Source organism: Nocardiopsis oceanisediminis, from assembly GCF_048595525.1.
GTDB lineage: Bacteria > Actinomycetota > Actinomycetes > Streptosporangiales > Streptosporangiaceae > Nocardiopsis_A > Nocardiopsis_A oceanisediminis.
In genome coordinates, this window is the sequence record NZ_JAFMZJ010000001.1 from 773,941 (window position 1) to 790,434 (window position 16,494).

Annotated in this window: 11 protein-coding genes and 1 tRNA gene; 9 read left to right on the forward strand and 3 right to left on the reverse strand. The window is 76.0% G+C overall.

Annotated features, from left to right (window positions below; genetic code table 11):
- Window positions 1-65 precede the first annotated feature (65 nt).
- Complete coding sequence (locus J0910_RS03645) at window positions 66-1,544, reverse strand: hypothetical protein (protein WP_420157087.1); 1,479 nt, start codon at window positions 1,542-1,544, stop codon at window positions 66-68.
- A gap of 200 nt (window positions 1,545-1,744) precedes the next feature.
- Here J0910_RS03645 and J0910_RS03650 point away from each other — a divergent pair, with 200 nt between their 5' ends.
- Entirely contained in the window at window positions 1,745-2,665 is a 921-nt protein-coding gene (locus J0910_RS03650; protein WP_420161877.1) for an SDR family oxidoreductase, read from the forward strand.
- Window positions 2,666-2,947: 282 nt separating this feature from the next.
- On the forward strand, window positions 2,948-4,093 hold the full coding sequence (locus J0910_RS03655) for an epoxide hydrolase family protein (protein ID WP_420157088.1): 1,146 nt from the start codon (window positions 2,948-2,950) through the stop codon (window positions 4,091-4,093).
- A 465-nt stretch (window positions 4,094-4,558) separates the two neighbouring features.
- Here the strand turns inward: J0910_RS03655 and J0910_RS03660 are convergent, their stop codons facing one another.
- On the reverse strand, window positions 4,559-4,999 hold the full coding sequence (locus J0910_RS03660; protein WP_420157089.1) for an RNA-binding S4 domain-containing protein: 441 nt from the start codon (window positions 4,997-4,999) through the stop codon (window positions 4,559-4,561).
- Between the two features lie 208 nt (window positions 5,000-5,207).
- On the opposite strand from J0910_RS03660, the gene J0910_RS03665 reads away from it, so the two are divergent.
- From J0910_RS03665 to J0910_RS03680, 4 genes are all read left to right on the forward strand, one after another.
- A complete protein-coding gene (locus tag J0910_RS03665; RefSeq protein WP_420157090.1) occupies window positions 5,208-6,257 on the forward strand; it encodes a hypothetical protein in 1,050 nt (349 codons plus the stop codon).
- A gap of 72 nt (window positions 6,258-6,329) precedes the next feature.
- Window positions 6,330-7,970, forward strand: coding sequence for an ABC-F family ATP-binding cassette domain-containing protein (locus J0910_RS03670; protein ID WP_420157091.1), 1,641 nt, complete (start codon window positions 6,330-6,332; stop codon window positions 7,968-7,970).
- Window positions 7,971-8,049: 79 nt separating this feature from the next.
- Window positions 8,050-8,124: transfer RNA gene (locus J0910_RS03675), tRNA-Asp, on the forward strand.
- A 59-nt stretch (window positions 8,125-8,183) separates the two neighbouring features.
- A complete protein-coding gene (locus J0910_RS03680; protein WP_420157092.1) occupies window positions 8,184-8,921 on the forward strand; it encodes an rRNA methyltransferase in 738 nt (245 codons plus the stop codon).
- Window positions 8,922-8,930: 9 nt separating this feature from the next.
- On the opposite strand, the gene J0910_RS03685 is transcribed toward J0910_RS03680, so the two are convergent.
- Window positions 8,931-10,133, reverse strand: coding sequence for an MFS transporter (locus J0910_RS03685; RefSeq protein ID WP_420157093.1), 1,203 nt, complete (start codon window positions 10,131-10,133; stop codon window positions 8,931-8,933).
- A 178-nt stretch (window positions 10,134-10,311) separates the two neighbouring features.
- Between J0910_RS03685 and J0910_RS03690 the strand changes: the two genes are divergently transcribed.
- From J0910_RS03690 to narJ, 3 genes are read left to right on the forward strand one after another with little or no spacing between them, the layout of a single operon-like run.
- Entirely contained in the window at window positions 10,312-14,013 is a 3,702-nt protein-coding gene (locus J0910_RS03690; RefSeq protein WP_420161878.1) for a nitrate reductase subunit alpha, read from the forward strand.
- On the forward strand, window positions 14,013-15,764 hold the full coding sequence (narH, locus tag J0910_RS03695; RefSeq protein ID WP_420157094.1) for a nitrate reductase subunit beta: 1,752 nt from the start codon (window positions 14,013-14,015) through the stop codon (window positions 15,762-15,764). Before J0910_RS03690 ends, narH begins: the two co-directional genes overlap by 1 nt.
- Window positions 15,761-16,486 carry a nitrate reductase molybdenum cofactor assembly chaperone gene (gene narJ, locus J0910_RS03700; RefSeq protein ID WP_420157095.1) on the forward strand — a complete coding sequence of 242 codons (726 nt, stop codon included), beginning with the start codon at window positions 15,761-15,763 and terminating at the stop codon, window positions 16,484-16,486. Before narH ends, narJ begins: the two co-directional genes overlap by 4 nt.
- The last annotated feature ends 8 nt before the right edge of the window (window positions 16,487-16,494 follow it).

The following is a 16,494-nucleotide window of genomic DNA, read 5'->3' on the forward strand; positions in this document are numbered from 1 at the left end:
CGGCCGGCCGGGCCCGGCAAGGGCACCGGGGCCGTACCGGAGCGCCGCCGCCGGGGCGTGCCGGGTCAGGCGCCGGTGAAGATGGTCGGCCCGGCGCTGGGCTCGCCGCTGGGGCCGTCCGTCGGCCCGTCGGTGGGTCCGTCGGTGGGGCCGTCCGTCGGCCCATCGGTGGGGCCGTCCGTGGGGGCGTCGGTGGGTTCGTCGGTGGGGCCGTCCGTCGGCTCGTCCGTGGGGGCGTCGGTGGGCTCCTCCGACGGCTCCTCGGGGCCGCTCGGCGAGGGGGCGATCCCGGGCTCCTGGACGGGGACGGGCTCCGCCCGCGCGGTCGGATCGGGCCCGCCCCGGTCGCGGGGCGCCCCGTCCGGGGAGGACCCGGGCGAGGAGGCCGGGGCCTCCGGCGCGACCCGGTCGGCCTCCACCCCGGCCGGGGCCTCCCGGTTCAGCCCGGCCCAGCCGGCCAGCCCGGCCAGGGCCGCCAGCCAGGCCGCGGCCACGCCGAGCAGGATCCTGTTCCGCCGCCGCTCCCGGCCCGCGCGCCTGCGCATCCGGGACGGCGGCCCGGCGCCCCGCACCGCGGCCTCCCTGGCGGCCGGGGCGTCCTCCTCCCGGTCCGGAGGTTCGCCGGCCACCACCCGGCGGGCGACCGGCGCACCCGAGCGCTCCGGCAGCACCGGGGGAGGCGGGGGGAGCGGCGGCACCGCGGTGTCGCGGACCGTGATCCGGCCGTCCCCGTCGCCGGCGGGCGGCCGCTCCGCCGGCTCCCGCGCGGCGGGGAGGGGGACGGCGGGGAACGCCAGGGTGGTCGGGTCGTCGGCCGCGGCGGCGGCGCGGTCCAGCAGCCCGGGGTCGCCCTCCTCGCCGCCGATCAGCGCCGCGACCACGCCGGCCGCGGACGGGCGGAGGCCCGGGTCCTCGTTCAGGCAGGCCGCCAGCAGCGACCGGAGGGGCTCGGGGGCGCCGCCCAGGTCGGTGCGGGCCCCGGACAGCCGGAGCGGGACGGTCAGCGCCTCCGCGCCCGAGAAGGGGGCGCGGCCCAGCGCCGCGAACGCCGTCGCCTCCGCCCAGGCGAACATGTCGGCGGCCGGGGTGGCCTGGGCGAAGACGCCCTGCGCCGCGGTGCGGGGATCGGTCCCGACGACCCGGGGGCCGTCGGGGCCGAGGATCACGCACCCCGGGGAGAGGGCGCCGTGCACCGCGCCGCGCAGGTGCAGCGAGGCCAGCGCGGTGGCCGCGGCGATCGCGGTCCGGTCCAGCTCGGAGCCGGTGAGCGGGCCGCCCTGCCGGACCGCGGTGTACAGGTCCGGGCCGGGAACGTAGGCGGTGGCGAGGTAGGGCGGGTCGGCGTCCGGGTCGGCCGCCAGCACCTCCGGGGTGCAGCGCGCCGCCGGCGGGAGCGCGCCCGGGTCGGCGCCCTCGTCCAGGAGGTGCACGGCCGCCCGGCGCCCGGAGCCGTCCTCCCCGAGGTAGACGCCCCCGCCGAGCCTCCCGACCACCCGGTAGGGGCCGATCCGCGCGGGGTCGTTCGGCCCTGTCCCGGTGATCATCGGGTCCTCCTCCGCTCGTGCGCCCGCGGCGTCCGCCTCTCTCCATGGGACGCGCTGAGAGGGCCACCGCCCCGTCTCTTGAGGGGAAGTTTTTGCTATCCCGGCCGACACCGGCCATTCCTGACAGCAGATGGCAGGAACGCGCCGTAGAACTTCGGGTGACGGAGGCGGAAGACACGAGCGGGAACGCGGAGGACGTCGTGGTGAACGGTCTGCAGGGCAAGGTCGCGCTGGTCGCCGGGGCCACCCGGGGCGCGGGGCGGGCGATCGCGGTGGAGCTGGGCCGGGCGGGGGCGACGGTCTACGCCACCGGCCGCACCACCCGGGAGCAGAGGTCGGAGATGGGGCGCCCGGAGACGATCGAGGAGACCGCCGAACTGGTCGACCGGGCCGGAGGCCGGGGCATCGCGGTCCAGGTCGACCACCTGGAGCCGGAACGGGTCGCGGCGCTGGTCGAGCGGATCGACGCCGAGCAGGGCCGGCTGGACGTGCTGGTCAACGACGTCTGGGGCGGCGACGTCTACCTCACCCAGTTCGGCCTGCGGCTGTGGGAGCACTCGCTGGAGGAGGGGCTGCGGATGCTCCGGCTGGGCATCGACACCCACGCGATCACCAGCCACCACGCGCTCCCGCTGCTCAACCGGAACCCCGGCGGCCTGGTGGTGGAGATGACCGACGGGACCGACGCCTTCAACGCCGCCTACCGGGCCGACGTCGGCCTCTTCTACGACCTGGTGAAGTCCTCGGTGCAGCGGATGGCCAGGGCCCAGGCGCACGAGCTGCGCGACCTGGGCGGGACGGCGGTCGCGGTCACCCCCGGCTGGCTGCGCTCGGAGGCGATGCTGGAGCACTACGGGGTGACCGAGGAGAACTGGCGGGACGCGCTGGAGAAGGTTCCGCACTTCTGCATCTCGGAGAGCCCGGCCCTGGTGGGGCGCGGCGTCGCGGCGCTGGCCGCCGACCCGGGGAAGGGGCGGTGGACCGGGCTGACGCTGTCCAGCGGCCACCTGGCCAAGGTCTACGGCCTCACCGACGCCGACGGCAGCCGGCCGGACGCCTGGCGCTACATCACCGAGGTGGAGCAGGCGGGCCGCTCGGCCGACGCCACCGGCTACCGCTGACCGGGACCCGGCCGGCGGGGGCGGCCCGGACGGCGGGGAGCGCCCGCGCGTGCGGGCGGGCCGGGGAGGCGCCGACCGGATCGGGAGGAGCCGGCGTCCCGCCCGGTCCGCTCGGCGGCGGGCGGGCGCTCACGGTGTCCGTCCGGCCTGCGCCGGTGCGCCGGTCCCCGCCGGGTCCCGGGGCGGGCCGTCCGGGCAGGTCACGCCCCGGCGCGAAGAAGGACCGGTGCGGGCGGCGAACGCGGACACGAAAGGTCCGCGATCGCTCCTAGCTTCGGGGCCATGAGCGAAGCGATCGAGGAATTCCGCGTCGAGGTCCCGCAGGGCGACATCGACGAACTGCACCGGCGGATCGACGGCTGCCGGTGGCCGGACGCGCTGCCCGGAGCCGGCTGGGAGTACGGGGTGGAGCGCGACCACCTGCGCGAACTGGCCGAGTACTGGAGGGACGGGTTCGACTGGCGGGCCCAGGAGGCGCGGCTCAACGCGCTCCCGCAGTTCCGCACCGGGATCGACGGGCAGAACGTGCACTTCGCGCACGTCCGCTCGCCTCGGCCGGACGCCGTGCCGCTGCTGCTCACCCACGGGTGGCCGAGCACCATCGCGGACTTCCTGGACATCATCGGGCCGCTCTCCGACCCGGGCGCGCACGGGGCGCCGGACGCGCCCGCGTTCCACGTGGTCGCGCCGTCCATCCCCGGCTTCGCCTTCTCCGGGCCGACCCGGGAGAAGGGCTGGGGGCCGCCCCGGGTCGCCCGCGCCTGGGCGGAGCTGATGCGCCGCCTCGGCTACGACCGCTATATCGCCCAGGGCGGCGACGCCGGCTCGATCATCTCCCCCGAGCTCGGCCGGGCCGACACCGCGCACGTGCTGGGCGTGCACCTGAACGCGCTGGTCGGCGCCGGCCCGGACTGGGAGAGCGAGGACCCGATGGCCGGCCTCGCCGAGGAGGAGGCGGCCCGGGTGTACGCGGGGGCGGCCGAGTGGGAACAGCGGTCCGGGTACGCGATCATGCACTCCACCCGGCCGCAGACCATCGCCTACGCGCTGAACGACTCCCCGGTCGGCATGCTCGCCTGGAACCTGGAGTGGTTCGTCGACTACGACCCGGCGCGGGCCGTGCAGACCCCGGTGGACCGGGACGCGGTGCTGGCCAACGCCTCGATCTTCTGGTTCACCGGCACCTCCGGGTCGGCCGCCCGGCTGTACAAGGAGTCCGGCGACGAGTTCTACGGCGGACCGGTCTCGGGGGTGCCGACCGCGGTCGCGGTCTTCCCGGGCGACGGCGCGCTGCGGGTCTTCGCCGAGCGCTCCAACCGGATCGTCCGCTGGACCGAGTTCGACCGGGGCGGCCACTTCGCCTCGCTCCAGGCCCCCGACCTGCTGGTCGGCGACATCCGCGGCTTCGCCGCGGAGCTGCTGGGCTGAGGGGGCCGGTCCCGGCCGCGGCGGGGGAGAGGGCCCGCGGTCCGGAGCGGGGCGCCGCTCCTGCCGCGCGGCCGCGGCCTCTTCCGATCCGGCCGCAGGGGCCGCCGGGCATGCGGGCGGGCGCCCGGAGGCCCGCTCGGGAGGGCGGTGTGCTCTGCCAGGGCGGAGAGCGCGGGCGGGCCGCTCCGCCGGCCGGGGCGGGCGGGCGCCCGCGCGTCCGGCGGCTCGGAGACTGTCGGGTGTGCGGCCGGTCGCCCGGGGTGTCCGGCCGCGGGCCGGGAGAGGCGGGGTTCGGGGGCCCGGCGCCGCCGCGGCCGCTGCGGGCCGTGCGCCGCCGTCCCGCTTCCCCGTTGGTCTGGGTGCTGCGGGGGTATCAGGGCGCCCTGATACCCCTGCAACTCCAAGATCAACGGGGCGGTCCGCCGCCGGGCACCCCGGGCGACCACCCGGATGCCCGACGGTCTCTCAGCCGAGGCCCTCGTGGCGGAGGCGCTCCATCTGGCGGCGGTCCCGCTTGGTGGGGCGGCCGGCGCCGCGGTCGCGGCGCGGCGGGGCGGCGAAGGCCTGCGGCGGCGCGCTCGGGGACGGTGCGGGGGTCCGGTCGGTGTAGCAGCGCACCGCGATCGGCGCGCCGACCCGCTTCTCCAGGATGTGGCCGACGTCGACGATCCGGGTGGTGCCGTGCAGCCGGAGCCGGACCTCGTCGCCGGGGGAGACGGAGGCGGCGGGCTTCGCGGGCTTGTCGTTCACCCGGACGTGGCCGCCGCGGCACGCCTGCGCGGCGTCGGCGCGCGTCTTGACCAGGCGCACCGCCCACAGCCACTTGTCCACGCGGGTGCTCGGCGGCCCCTGCGGAAGCGGCGGCTGCGGCGCGGGGCCGGCGTCGTCCCGGCGGTCCTCGGTCACGGTCGGTCCTTCCCCTCGGCGGACGGTCCCGGTCGGCCCCGGACCGGTGCGCCCGGGCCCTCCTCCTGTGCACTCTACGGTCGGCGGCCGATCTCCGCCGCCCCGGCGGACGGCCGGGGCGCGTCCTCCCCCGCGCGGGGGAGGGGCGGCCCCTGAACCCCTCGGCGGAGGGTGAAACCGGGGCGCCACCGGGGCCGACGATGGGGCCATGGCACAGGGCGAAGCGGTCGCGGAGCAGGGGACGGCGCCGGGCGCGGAGCGGAGGACGGGCGCTCCGCGCCGGGCGAGCGGCGCCGCCCTCGCGGCGCTGGTGTGGGCGGTCGGCTACGGCGGGCTGCGGCTGTACTGGGCGCTGACCGGGCGGCCGTGGATGCCGCCGATCGGCGACGACCTCGGGCCGTTCTCCGACTGGCCGGCGGTGCTGCTGTGCGCCGCTGCCGCGCTGGCCTCCGGGGTGCTCGTGCGGCCCGCCCGCGGGGCGTCCGGCGTCCGCTGGGCGGCGGTGGCCGCGGGGGCGGCCGCCGCCCTCGGGCTGGTCTTCGCCTCGTTCCTGCTCCTGCTGGACGTGGTGGGGCTGCTGATCTCCTGGGCCGGCCCGGGGCTGGAGATCCGAGCGGACGCCGTGCTCAGCCGGGCGGGCTGCGCGGCGGGGGCGGTGCTGCTCGCCGCGGCGGTGCTGGCGGAGTACCGGCGGCTCCGCGCGGCCTGCGCCTCCTGCGGGCGGACCGCGCGGTCCCGGTCCGCGCCGGAGCGGGCACCGGGCTGGGCGCGGTTCGCGGCCGGCGCGGTGGTCGCCGCCTGCGCGGTGCGGATCGCGGCCCAGCTCGCCGCCGACCCGGGGCTGATCACCGGCGAGGGGGCCTCTCCGCTCGCCGGCGGGGCGGGCGTCTACGCCTTCGAGGCGCTCTTCCTGCTCGCCGGCACGCTCCTGCCGCTCGCCCTGGTGTCGGGGTGGGGCAGGGTGTGGCCGCGCCGGGTGCCGCTACTGGCCGGGCGCCGGGTGCCCCGGCCGCTGGTGCTGGTCCCCGGCGGCTTCGCGGCGGTCGGGATGAGCTGCTACTTCCTGGTGGGCCTGGGGCAGATGGCGCTGGCCCCGGGCGACCTGGCGGCGTCAGGGGAGGCCATGGGCGGGTACGAGCCCTGGTTCTTCTGGGTCGCCGTCCCGGCCTATGTGGTGTGGGGGCTCGGCCTGCTGGCCGGAACGGCCTCCTACCACCGCACGGCCCGCCCGGCCTGCCGGTCCTGCGGCCGCGGCTGACCCGGCCGCCGGGGAGGCCGCGGCGGGAAAACCGCTCGACCGGTGCCGGGCGCGGTCGGCATAGTGGCGGGCATGGGCCATATCGACGTCGCCGGGGTGGGCTACCGCCTGCCCGACGGGGCGATGCTGCTGGACGAGGTGTCCTTCCGGGTCGGGGAGGGGATGAAGGCGGTCCTGGTCGGCGCGAACGGCAGCGGGAAGACGACCCTGCTGCGCGTCATCGCCGGGGACGAGCAGCCGACCGAGGGCACCGTCGCCGGCAGCGGCCGGGTCGGGGTGATGCGGCAGTTCATCGGCTCGCACGGGGCCGGGGCGCTGCCGCCGGAGGCGAGCGTGCGCGAGCTGCTGCTGTCGGTGTCGCCGCCGGCGGTCCGCGCGGCCGGGGCCGAGCTGGACGCCGCCGAGCTGGCCATGATGGAGGACGACGCCGAGGAGGTCCAGCTCCGCTACGCCCAGGCGCTCTCCGACTGGTCGGACGCGGGCGGCTACGACGCCGAGGTGCTCTGGGACGTGTGCACCGTCGCCGCGCTCGGCACCCCCTACGCCCGCGCCCAGTACCGGGAGCTGGCCACCCTCTCCGGCGGGGAGCAGAAGCGGCTGGTGCTGGAGGCGCTGCTGCGCGGCCCGGACGAGGTGCTCCTGCTCGACGAGCCCGACAACTACCTGGACGTGCCGGGCAAGCGCTGGCTGGAGGAGCGGCTCCGCTCCACGCCGAAGACGGTCCTGTTCATCAGCCACGACCGCGAGCTGCTCGCCGCCACCGCCACGCACATCGTCACCCTGGAGGGCGGCAAGGGCGCCGGTGCGACGGCCTGGGTGCACGGCGGCGGCTTCGAGGGCTACCACCGGGCCCGGGAGGACCGGCACGCCCGCTTCGCCGAGCTGCGCCGCCGCTGGGACGAGCGGCACGCCCAGCTCCGCGAGCTGGTGCGCAACCTGCGGCAGAAGGCCGCGAACAACGACGACATGGCCAGCCGGTACCGGGCCGCCATGACCCGGCTGCGCAGGTTCGAGGAGGCCGGGCCGCCGCCGGAGCCGCCGCGGGCGCAGGACATCCGGATGCGGCTGGCCGGCGGCCGCACCGGGGTGCGCGCGCTGACCTGCACCGGCCTGGAGCTGACCGGGCTGATGAAGCCGTTCGACGCCGAGGTCTTCTTCGGCGAGCGGGTCGGGGTGCTCGGCTCCAACGGGTCCGGCAAATCGCACTTCCTGCGGCTCCTCGCCGACCCGGGGTCGGTCCTGCACTCCGGTACGGCGAAGCTCGGCGCCCGGGTGGTGCCCGGCCACTTCGCGCAGACCCACGAGCACCCGGAGTGGAACGGCCGCACGCTCGCCGGGATCCTCGCCGAGGACCACGCCATGCAGCTGGACAAGGCCGCCCCCGCGCTCCAGCGCTACGAGCTGCTGCACCGGCGCGACACCCGGTTCGACGCGCTCTCCGGCGGCCAGCAGGCCCGGTTCCAAGTGCTGCTGCTGGAGCTGTCCGGGGCGACCATGCTGCTGCTCGACGAGCCGACCGACAACCTCGACGTGGAGTCCGCCGAGGCGCTGGAGGCGGCCCTGGGCGGGTTCGAGGGGACGGTGCTCTCCGTCACGCACGACCGCTGGTTCGCCCGGTCCTTCGACCGGTTCCTGGTGTTCGGCGAGGACGGGACCGTCTACGGGTCGGGCGAACCGGTGTGGGACGAGCGGCGGGTGCGCCGGAACCGGTGAGCACCGGTGGCGCGAACCACTGGAAAAGCCCGGTAGAGTGTTCTTACCGGACGCGGGCCCCTCAGGGGGACGCGCGAATGGTCCTGTGGAGCAGTTAGGAGTGCTCGCCACCCTGTCAAGGTGGAGGCCGCGGGTTCAAATCCCGTCAGGACCGCATCGATCCAGGCCCGGAACCGCACGGTTCCGGGCCTTCGTCGTCCCCGGGGAGGAACCGTGGCCTACCGCTTCGCGACCGACCGGGCCGACCGCTCCGACCTGGCCTCGGGCACCGTGCTGCGGTCCGCCCCCGGCCACCCCGGCTACCCGGTCCGGCTCGCCGAGGAGCTGCTCGGCCGGGTCCTGTCGCATCTGCCGGGGCGTCCCGCCGGACTGTGGGACCCCTGCTGCGGCAGCGGCCACCTGGCCGCCTCGCTGGGGCTGCTGCACCGCGCGGAGCTGGCGCACGTGCTGGCCGGCGACGCCGACCCGGACGCGGTCGGCATCGCCCGGCGCAACCTGGCCCTGCTCGCCCCGGGCGGGCTGGCCGAGCGCGAGCGCGAACTGCTCGCCGCCGGCGCCGAGACCGGCCGGGAGTCGTTCGCCGGGCGCGCCGCGGCGGCCCGCCGGCTCGCCGCGGCGCTGGAGGGCGGCGGCGGGCCGCTGCCGGCCGAGGCCCGGGTGGAGGACGCGTTCCGGCCCGCGCCGCCGCCCCGCCCGGTCGACGCGGTCATCACCGACGTGCCCTACGGCGACCTGGCCCGCTGGCACGGCGTCCCGCCCGGCGCCGAACCCGTCCCGGCGCTGCTGGCCGCGCTGGCCGGGGTGCTGCCGGACCACGCGGTGCTGGCGGTCTCGGCCCGCGCCCGCAAGGTCGCCCTCCCCGCCGGCGTCGCGGTACTGGAGCGGGTGCGGGTCGGCAGCCGCGCCGCGGTCCTGGTCCGCGCCGCCGACCTGCGCGCGGCGGGAGGCTGACCGCCGGGCTCAGGCCACCGAGCGGAACGCCCGGGAGGTGTACAGGGCGACGCCCAGCGAGACCGCGGCCAGCAGCACGAACCCGATGGTGTAGGCCCCGGTGGCCTGGTAGACGGCGCCCATCACCAGCGGCGGGAAGTAGCCGCCCAGCCCGCCGGCCGCGCCGACCAGGCCGGTGACGGTGCCCACCCGGGACGGCTCCACCACCTTGGCGACCAGCGCGAACACCCCGCCGGTGCCCAGTCCCAGGGAGAACGCGATGAGCACGAAGGTCAGCCCGGCGGGGAACTCGGCGGGCGGGTGGAAGGAGAGCAGGACCGCGAAGAGCGCGGTGCCCAGGAACGACGCCAGGCAGACCCGCACCGGGCCGACGCGGTCGGAGAGCGTCCCGCCGATCGGCCGGGCCACCACCGCGACCAGGGCGAACCCGGCGGTGCGCAGCCCGGCGTCGGTCTGCGCGAAGTCGTAGGCGGCGGTGAGCAGCGTCGGCATGTAGGTGGAGAACGCCACGAACCCGCCGAACGCCACCGCGTACAGCAGCGACGCCTGCCAGGTGGCGCGGAGCCGCAGCGCCTCGCGCATCCGCGGCAGCGCCGGGCCGGTGCTCGGCCGCCACCCCGGGGCGTTCCGGCTGAACAGCCACATCACCGCGCCCATCGCGGCCAGCGCGGCGCACATCGCCAGGTGGGTGCCGAGCAGCCCCAGGGCCGCCGCCAGGTGCGGGGTGAGGAGCGCGGACAGCGCGGTGCCGCCCATCCCGGCGCCGAAGACGCCGGTCGCGAAGCCGCGCCGGGACGGGGCGTGCCAGGCGTTGACGAACGGGATGCCGACCGCGAACGAGGTGCCCGCGACACCGAGGAAGAACCCCCACAGCATCAGCATCGGGTAGGAGCCGCCGGAGACGCCGACCAGGAGCACCGGGACGATGCTGATCAGGCAGATCGCGGTGAACATGGCCCGGCCGCCGTACCGGTCGGTGAGCACCCCCACCGGGATCCGGCCCAGCGATCCGACCAGCACCGGGAACGCCACCAGCAGCGACGTCTGGGACGGGCTCAGCGCCAGCTGCTCGGTGTAGGTCCTGGACAGCGGGCCCACCAGGTTCCACGCCCAGAAGGTGAGCGCGAACGCGGCGGTGGCCAGGGCCAGGTTGGCCCCGGCGCCGCCGGCCGCGGCGGCGGGCGCGTCGGCCCCGGGTTCCCCCGTACTCATCGGATCGCCTCCTCGGCGCGGATTCCCGATTCAGGCTAAACGGATCGAAGGGAAATCCGAATTAGGTGCGAGAGGGAGAAAAGGCGTGTCGGGGTGGATTCGAAGAACAGAGCGGCCGATGATTTCCCCTGCGTGGTCCGACAGTGTCGCGGCGCGGAGTAAAAGGCGAGTGATGTTCATGGCCGATGACGGCAAAAGCGCCGGTCGCAGCGGTGGTGCCGGGGATTCCCTGCTACGCCTCGGAACATATCTGACGCGAACTCCGACCACCGCCGACATGCGCGCCGAATTCAAGTCCGGCGGCCGCGGGGGCGATGTCTTCTATCGCGACCGGTGGAGCCACGACAAGGTCGTCCGCTCCACCCACGGGGTGAACTGCACCGGGTCGTGCTCGTGGAACGTCTACGTCAAGGACGGCATCATCACCTGGGAGACCCAGGCCACCGACTACCCCTCGGTCGGCCCGGACCGCCCCGAGTACGAGCCGCGCGGCTGCCCGCGCGGCGCCGCGTTCTCCTGGTACACCTACTCGCCGACCCGGGTGCGCTACCCCTACGCCCGCGGGGTGCTGGTGGAGATGTACCGGGAGGCCCGGGAGCGGCTGGGCGACCCGGTCGCCGCCTGGGCCGAGGTCAGCACCGACCCGGAGAAGCGCCGCCGCTACCAGTCGGCCCGGGGAAAGGGCGGGCTGGTCCGGATCACCTGGGACGAGGCGCTGGAGATCGCCGCCGCCGCGCACGTGCACACCATCGCCGCGTACGGCCCGGACCGCATCGCCGGGTTCTCCCCGATCCCGGCGATGTCGCAGGTCTCGCACGGGGTCGGCGCCCGGTTCGTGAACCTGCTCGGCGGCTCCATGCTCTCCTTCTACGACTGGTACGCCGACCTGCCGGTGGCCTCCCCGCAGGTGTTCGGCGACCAGACCGACGTCCCGGAGTCCGGCGACTGGTGGGACGCCGCCTACCTGGTGCTGTGGGGCTCCAACGTGCCGGTCACCCGGACCCCCGACGCGCACTGGATGGCAGAGGCCCGCTACCGGGGCCAGAAGGTCGTGGTCGTCGCCCCGGACTACAGCGACGCCGCGAAGTTCGCCGACGAGTGGCTGGCCGCCCACCCCGGCACCGACGGCGCGCTGGCCATGGCCATGGGCCACGTGGTGCTCACCGAGTTCTTCGCCCGGCGCACCGTGCCGGCCTTCGACTCCTACGTGCGCAGCTACACCGACCTGCCGTTCCTGGTCCGGCTGGAGGAGCGGGAGGACGGCTCCCGGGTACCGGGCAAGTTCCTCACCGCCGCCGACGTCGAGGAGCTCGCCGGGGAGCCCGAGGCGCGCTGGAAGCCGCTCTTCACCGACGAGGCCGACGGCTCCCCGGTGGCGCCCGCCGGGACGCTCGGCCACCGCTGGGGCGCCGACGGCGCCGGCCGGTGGAACCTCGGCCTGGACGGCCGCACCCCGCGGCTCACCCTGCACGGCGCCGAGGGCGCCGAACCGGTGGAGGTGCTGCTGCCCCGGTTCGACGCCGAGGACGGCTCCGGTCGGCCGCTGCGCCGCGGAGTGCCCGCCCGCCGGATCGGCGGCCACCTGGTCACCACCGTCTTCGACCTGGTCATGGCCCAGTACGGGGTGGCCCGCGAGGGGCTGCCCGGGGAGTGGCCGGCCGGCTACGACGACCCGTCGCTGCCCTACACGCCGGCCTGGCAGGCGGAGATCACCGGGGTGCCGGCCGACCGGGCCGCCCGGATCGCCCGCGAGTTCGCCGCGACCGCCGAGGCCAGCGGCGGCCGGGCGATGATCGTGCTCGGCGCCGGCACCAACCAGTGGTTCCACGGCGACACCATGTACCGGGCGTTCTTCACCCTGCTGCTGCTCACCGGCTGCCAGGGGCGCAACGGCGGCGGCTGGGCGCACTACGTCGGCCAGGAGAAGTGCCGCACCAGTACCGGCTGGGCGGCCTACGCCTCGGCGATGGACTGGAGCCGGCCGCCGCGCTTCATGGCCGGAACCGCCTACTGGTACCTCCACACCGACCAGTGGCGCTACGACACCTACGGCGCCGACGCGCTCACCTCGCCGCTGGGGCCGGGCGAGGTGGCCGGAAGGCACACCGCCGACCTGGTCGCCGCCTCCGCCCGGATGGGCTGGATGCCCTCCTACCCGACCTTCGACCGCAACCCGCTGCGCATCGTCCGCCAGGCCGAGGAGGCCGGCATGGACCCGGCCGACTACGCGGTGGAGGAGCTGCACGCCGGCCGGCTCCGGTTCGCCTGCGAGGACCCCGACGCCCCGGAGAACTGGCCCCGGGTGCTCACCGTGTGGCGGTCCAACCTGCTCGGCTCCTCCGCCAAGGGCAGCGAGTACTTCTCCCGGCACCTGCTCGGCACCGACTCCGCGGTCCAGGGCGGGCAGGCCGGCCCCGGGCACCGCCCGGGCGGCCTCGCCTGGCGCGAGCCGGCCCCGGAGGGCAAGCTCGACCTGCTGGTCACCCTGGACTTCCGGATGACCACCACCACGCTGATGTCCGACATCGTGCTGCCCGCCGCCACCTGGTACGAGAAGCACGACCTCTCCACCACCGACATGCACCCGTTCGTGCACGCGTTCAACCCGGCGATCGACCCGCCCTGGCAGGCCCGCACCGACTTCGACGCCTTCCACGCGCTGGCCCGGGTGTTCAGCGGGATGGCCGAGACCCGGCTGGGCCGGGCCGGGGACCTGGTGGCGGTCCCGCACGGCCACGACACCCCCGGCGAGCTGGCCCAGCCCGGCGGGACCGCGCCGGACTGGAAGGCGGCCGGGGAGCGGCCGGTGCCCGGCCGCACCATGCCCGCCCTGGTCGTGGTGGAGCGCGACTACCCGGCGGTGGCCGACCGGATGGCGGCGCTCGGCCCGCTCGCCGAGGAGGCCGGGCTGCCGGTGAAGGGCGTCTCGTTCACCCCCGACGAGGAGGTGGAGTGGCTGCGGCGGCGGAACGGCGCGGTGCGCGGCGGCCCCGCCGACGGCCGGCCGTCGCTGGACACCGACGTCAAGGCGTGCGAGATGATCCTGGCGCTCTCCGGCACCAGCAACGGGCGGCTGGCCGCGCAGGGCTTCGCCCGGCTGGCCGAGCGCACCGGCGCCGACTTCTCCGACCTCATCGAGCAGGGCCGGGAGCGCCGGGTGGTGTTCGGCGACGCCCAGGCGCGGCCGACCCCGGTCGGCGCCAGCCCGGAGTGGTCCGGCAAGGAGGCGCCGGACCGCCGCTACTCGCCGTTCACGGTGAACGTGGAGAACGGCAAGCCGTGGCACACCCTGACCGGGCGGCAGCACTTCTACGTCGACCACGACTGGATGGCGGAGTTCGGCGAGCAGCTGCCGGTGTACCGGCCGCCGCTGGACATGCACCGGCTGTTCGGCGAGCCGCTGCGGGGCGCGGACGGCCGGCGCGAGGTCGCGGTCCGCTACCTCACCCCGCACTCCAAGTGGTCCATCCACTCCGAGTACCAGGACAACCTGCTCATGCTCACCCTCTCCCGGGGCGGGCCGGTGCTGTGGATGAGCCCGGTCGACGCCGAGGCGATCGGCGCCCGGGACAACGACTGGGTGGAGGCGGTCAACCGGAACGGGGTGATCGCCGCCCGGCTCGCCGTCTCGCACCGGATGCCCGCCGGGACCGTGTACATCTACCACGCCCAGGAGCGGACCGTGGACATGCCGCGCACCGAGACCACCGGGAAGCGCGGCGGCATCCACAACTCGCTGACCCGGCTGCTGGTCAAGCCCACCCACCTCATCGGCGGATACGCCCAGTTCAGCTACGCCTTCAACTACATCGGCCCGACCGGCAACCAGCGCGACGAGACCACCGTGGTCCGCAAGCGCACGAGCGAGGTGAGGTACTGATGGCGGGCACGACCGGCGAGCGGCCGATCGGCCGCGTCATGGCGCAGGTCGCCATGGTGATGAACCTGGACAAGTGCATCGGGTGCCACACCTGCTCGGTCACCTGCAAGCAGGCCTGGACCAACCGCAGCGGCGTGGAGTACGTCTGGTTCAACAACGTGGAGACCCGCCCCGGCCAGGGGTACCCGCGCCGCTACCAGGACCAGGACCGGTGGAAGGGCGGCTGGGCGCGGACCCGCTCCGGGCGGCTCAGACCGCGGGCCGGCGGGCGGATCAGGAAGCTGGCGACCATCTTCGCCAACCCGCTGATGCCCTCCATCGAGGACTACTACGAGCCCTGGACCTACGACTACGACCACCTGATCAGCGCGCCGCTGGGCGACGACGCGCCGGTGGCCCGGCCCCGGTCGCTGCTGTCCGGCGAGCCGATGCAGGTGCGGTGGAGCGCCAACTGGGACGACGACCTGGCCGGCGGCCCCGAGCTGGCCTCCCAGGACCCGGTGGTGCAGCGGCTCGGCGACAGGGTGCGGCTGGAGTTCGAGCAGACCTTCATGTTCTACCTGCCGCGGATCTGCGAGCACTGCCTCAACCCGTCCTGCGTGGCCTCCTGCCCCTCCGGCGCGATGTACAAGCGCTCCGAGGACGGCATCGTCCTGGTCGACCAGGACCGGTGCCGGGGCTGGCGGATGTGCGTCACCGGCTGCCCGTACAAGAAGGTCTACTTCAACCACAAGACCGGCAAGGCCGAGAAGTGCACGATGTGCTATCCGCGCATCGAGGTGGGCATGCCCACCATCTGCTCGGAGACCTGCGTGGGCCGGCTGCGCTACCTGGGCGTGGTGCTCTACGACGCGGAGCGGGTCGGCGAGGCCGCCGCGGTCGCCGACGAGCGCGACCTGTACCGGGCCCAGCTCGGCGTCTTCCTCGACCCGGAGGACCCCGGGGTGCGGGCGGCGGCCCGGCGCGACGGGGTGCCGGACCGGTGGGTGGAGTCGGCCCGCCGCTCCCCGGTGCACGCCCTGGCCGTCCGGCACCGGGTGGCGCTCCCGCTGCACCCGGAGTACCGCACCATGCCGATGGTCTGGTACATCCCCCCGCTCTCCCCGGTGGTGGACGCGCTCTCCTCCACCGGGCACGACGGGGAGGACGCCGGCAACCTGTTCGGCGCCATCGACACGCTGCGCATCCCGGTGGAGTACCTCGCCGAGCTGTTCACCGCGGGCGACCCCGCGCCGGTCGAGGCGTCGCTGCGCACGCTCGCCGCGATGCGCTCGCACATGCGCCGGATCAACCTCGGCCAGGAGCCGGACCCCTCGATCGCCGAGTCGGCCGGCACCGACCCGGAGCGGATCGAGGAACTGTACCGGCTGCTCGCCCTGGCCAAGTACGACGACCGCTACGTCATCCCCACCGCCTACGGGGTGGACGACGCCGACCGGGGCGTGATCGACGAGGTCGGGTGCAGCCTGGACTACGAGGGCGGGCCGGGCATGGGCGGCATGGGCGCCTCGCACGGCCGGGCGCTCGGCCCGCCGCTCGGCGAGGCCTCGGGCCGCCCCGACCCCGCCGGCGTGGAGACCTTCCACGCGCTGCGGATGCGCCAGACCAGCGACGCGCCGGTCGACCGGGACGAGCTCAAGGGCAGGGTGAACCTGCTCAACTGGGACGGCAACGGCCGCCCGGAAGGGCTCTTCCCCGGAGAGCAGCACGGCCCCGGTGAGCGCCGCGCCGACCGGGAGGAGGACCGGTGAGGACTCAGGGGAGGCAGGTGCGCGACCGGGACACCGCGGTGGTGCGGCGCGCCGCCGCGCTGCTGCTGGACTACCCGGACCGGGCGTTCTTCGAGCGGCTGCCCGGCATCCGGGCCGCCGTGCTGGAGCTGCCCCGCGGCGGCCCGCGCACCGCCCTGGACCGGTTCTGCGCGTTCGCGGCCTCCACGCCCGAGCTGGAGCTGGCCGCGCACTACGTGGAGACCTTCGACATGCGCCGCCGCCGCGCGCTGCACATGACCTTCTACACCGACGGCGACACCCGCAGGCGCGGGCACACGCTGGCCCGGCTCAAGGAGGTCTACGCCGAGTGCGGCTGGCGGCCGGGCCCGCGGGAGCTCCCCGACCACCTGTCGGTGCTGCTGGAGTTCGCCGCCCGCGGCGACTCGGAGTGGGGCCGGGCGCTGCTGGTCCGGTTCCAGCCCGGCCTGGAGCTGCTCCGCGCCGGGCTGCACGAGCACGGCACGCCCTACGCCGAGGTGGTGGACGCGGTCGCGGCGACGCTCCCGCCGCCCGCGGCGGCGCAGCGGGCCGAGGCCCGCCGCCTCGCCGAGCAGGGGCCGCCCGCCGAGGACGTCGGGATGGAGCCCTACAGCGCGGCCGGCGGCGACGGGGCGGCCGGCGCCGCCGGGCCGGTGCAGCTGGGCATGCCCGCGGTGGGCGCCCCGGCGCCCTTCGACCCGTCCGCGGAGGGGCCGCGGTGACCCCGGCC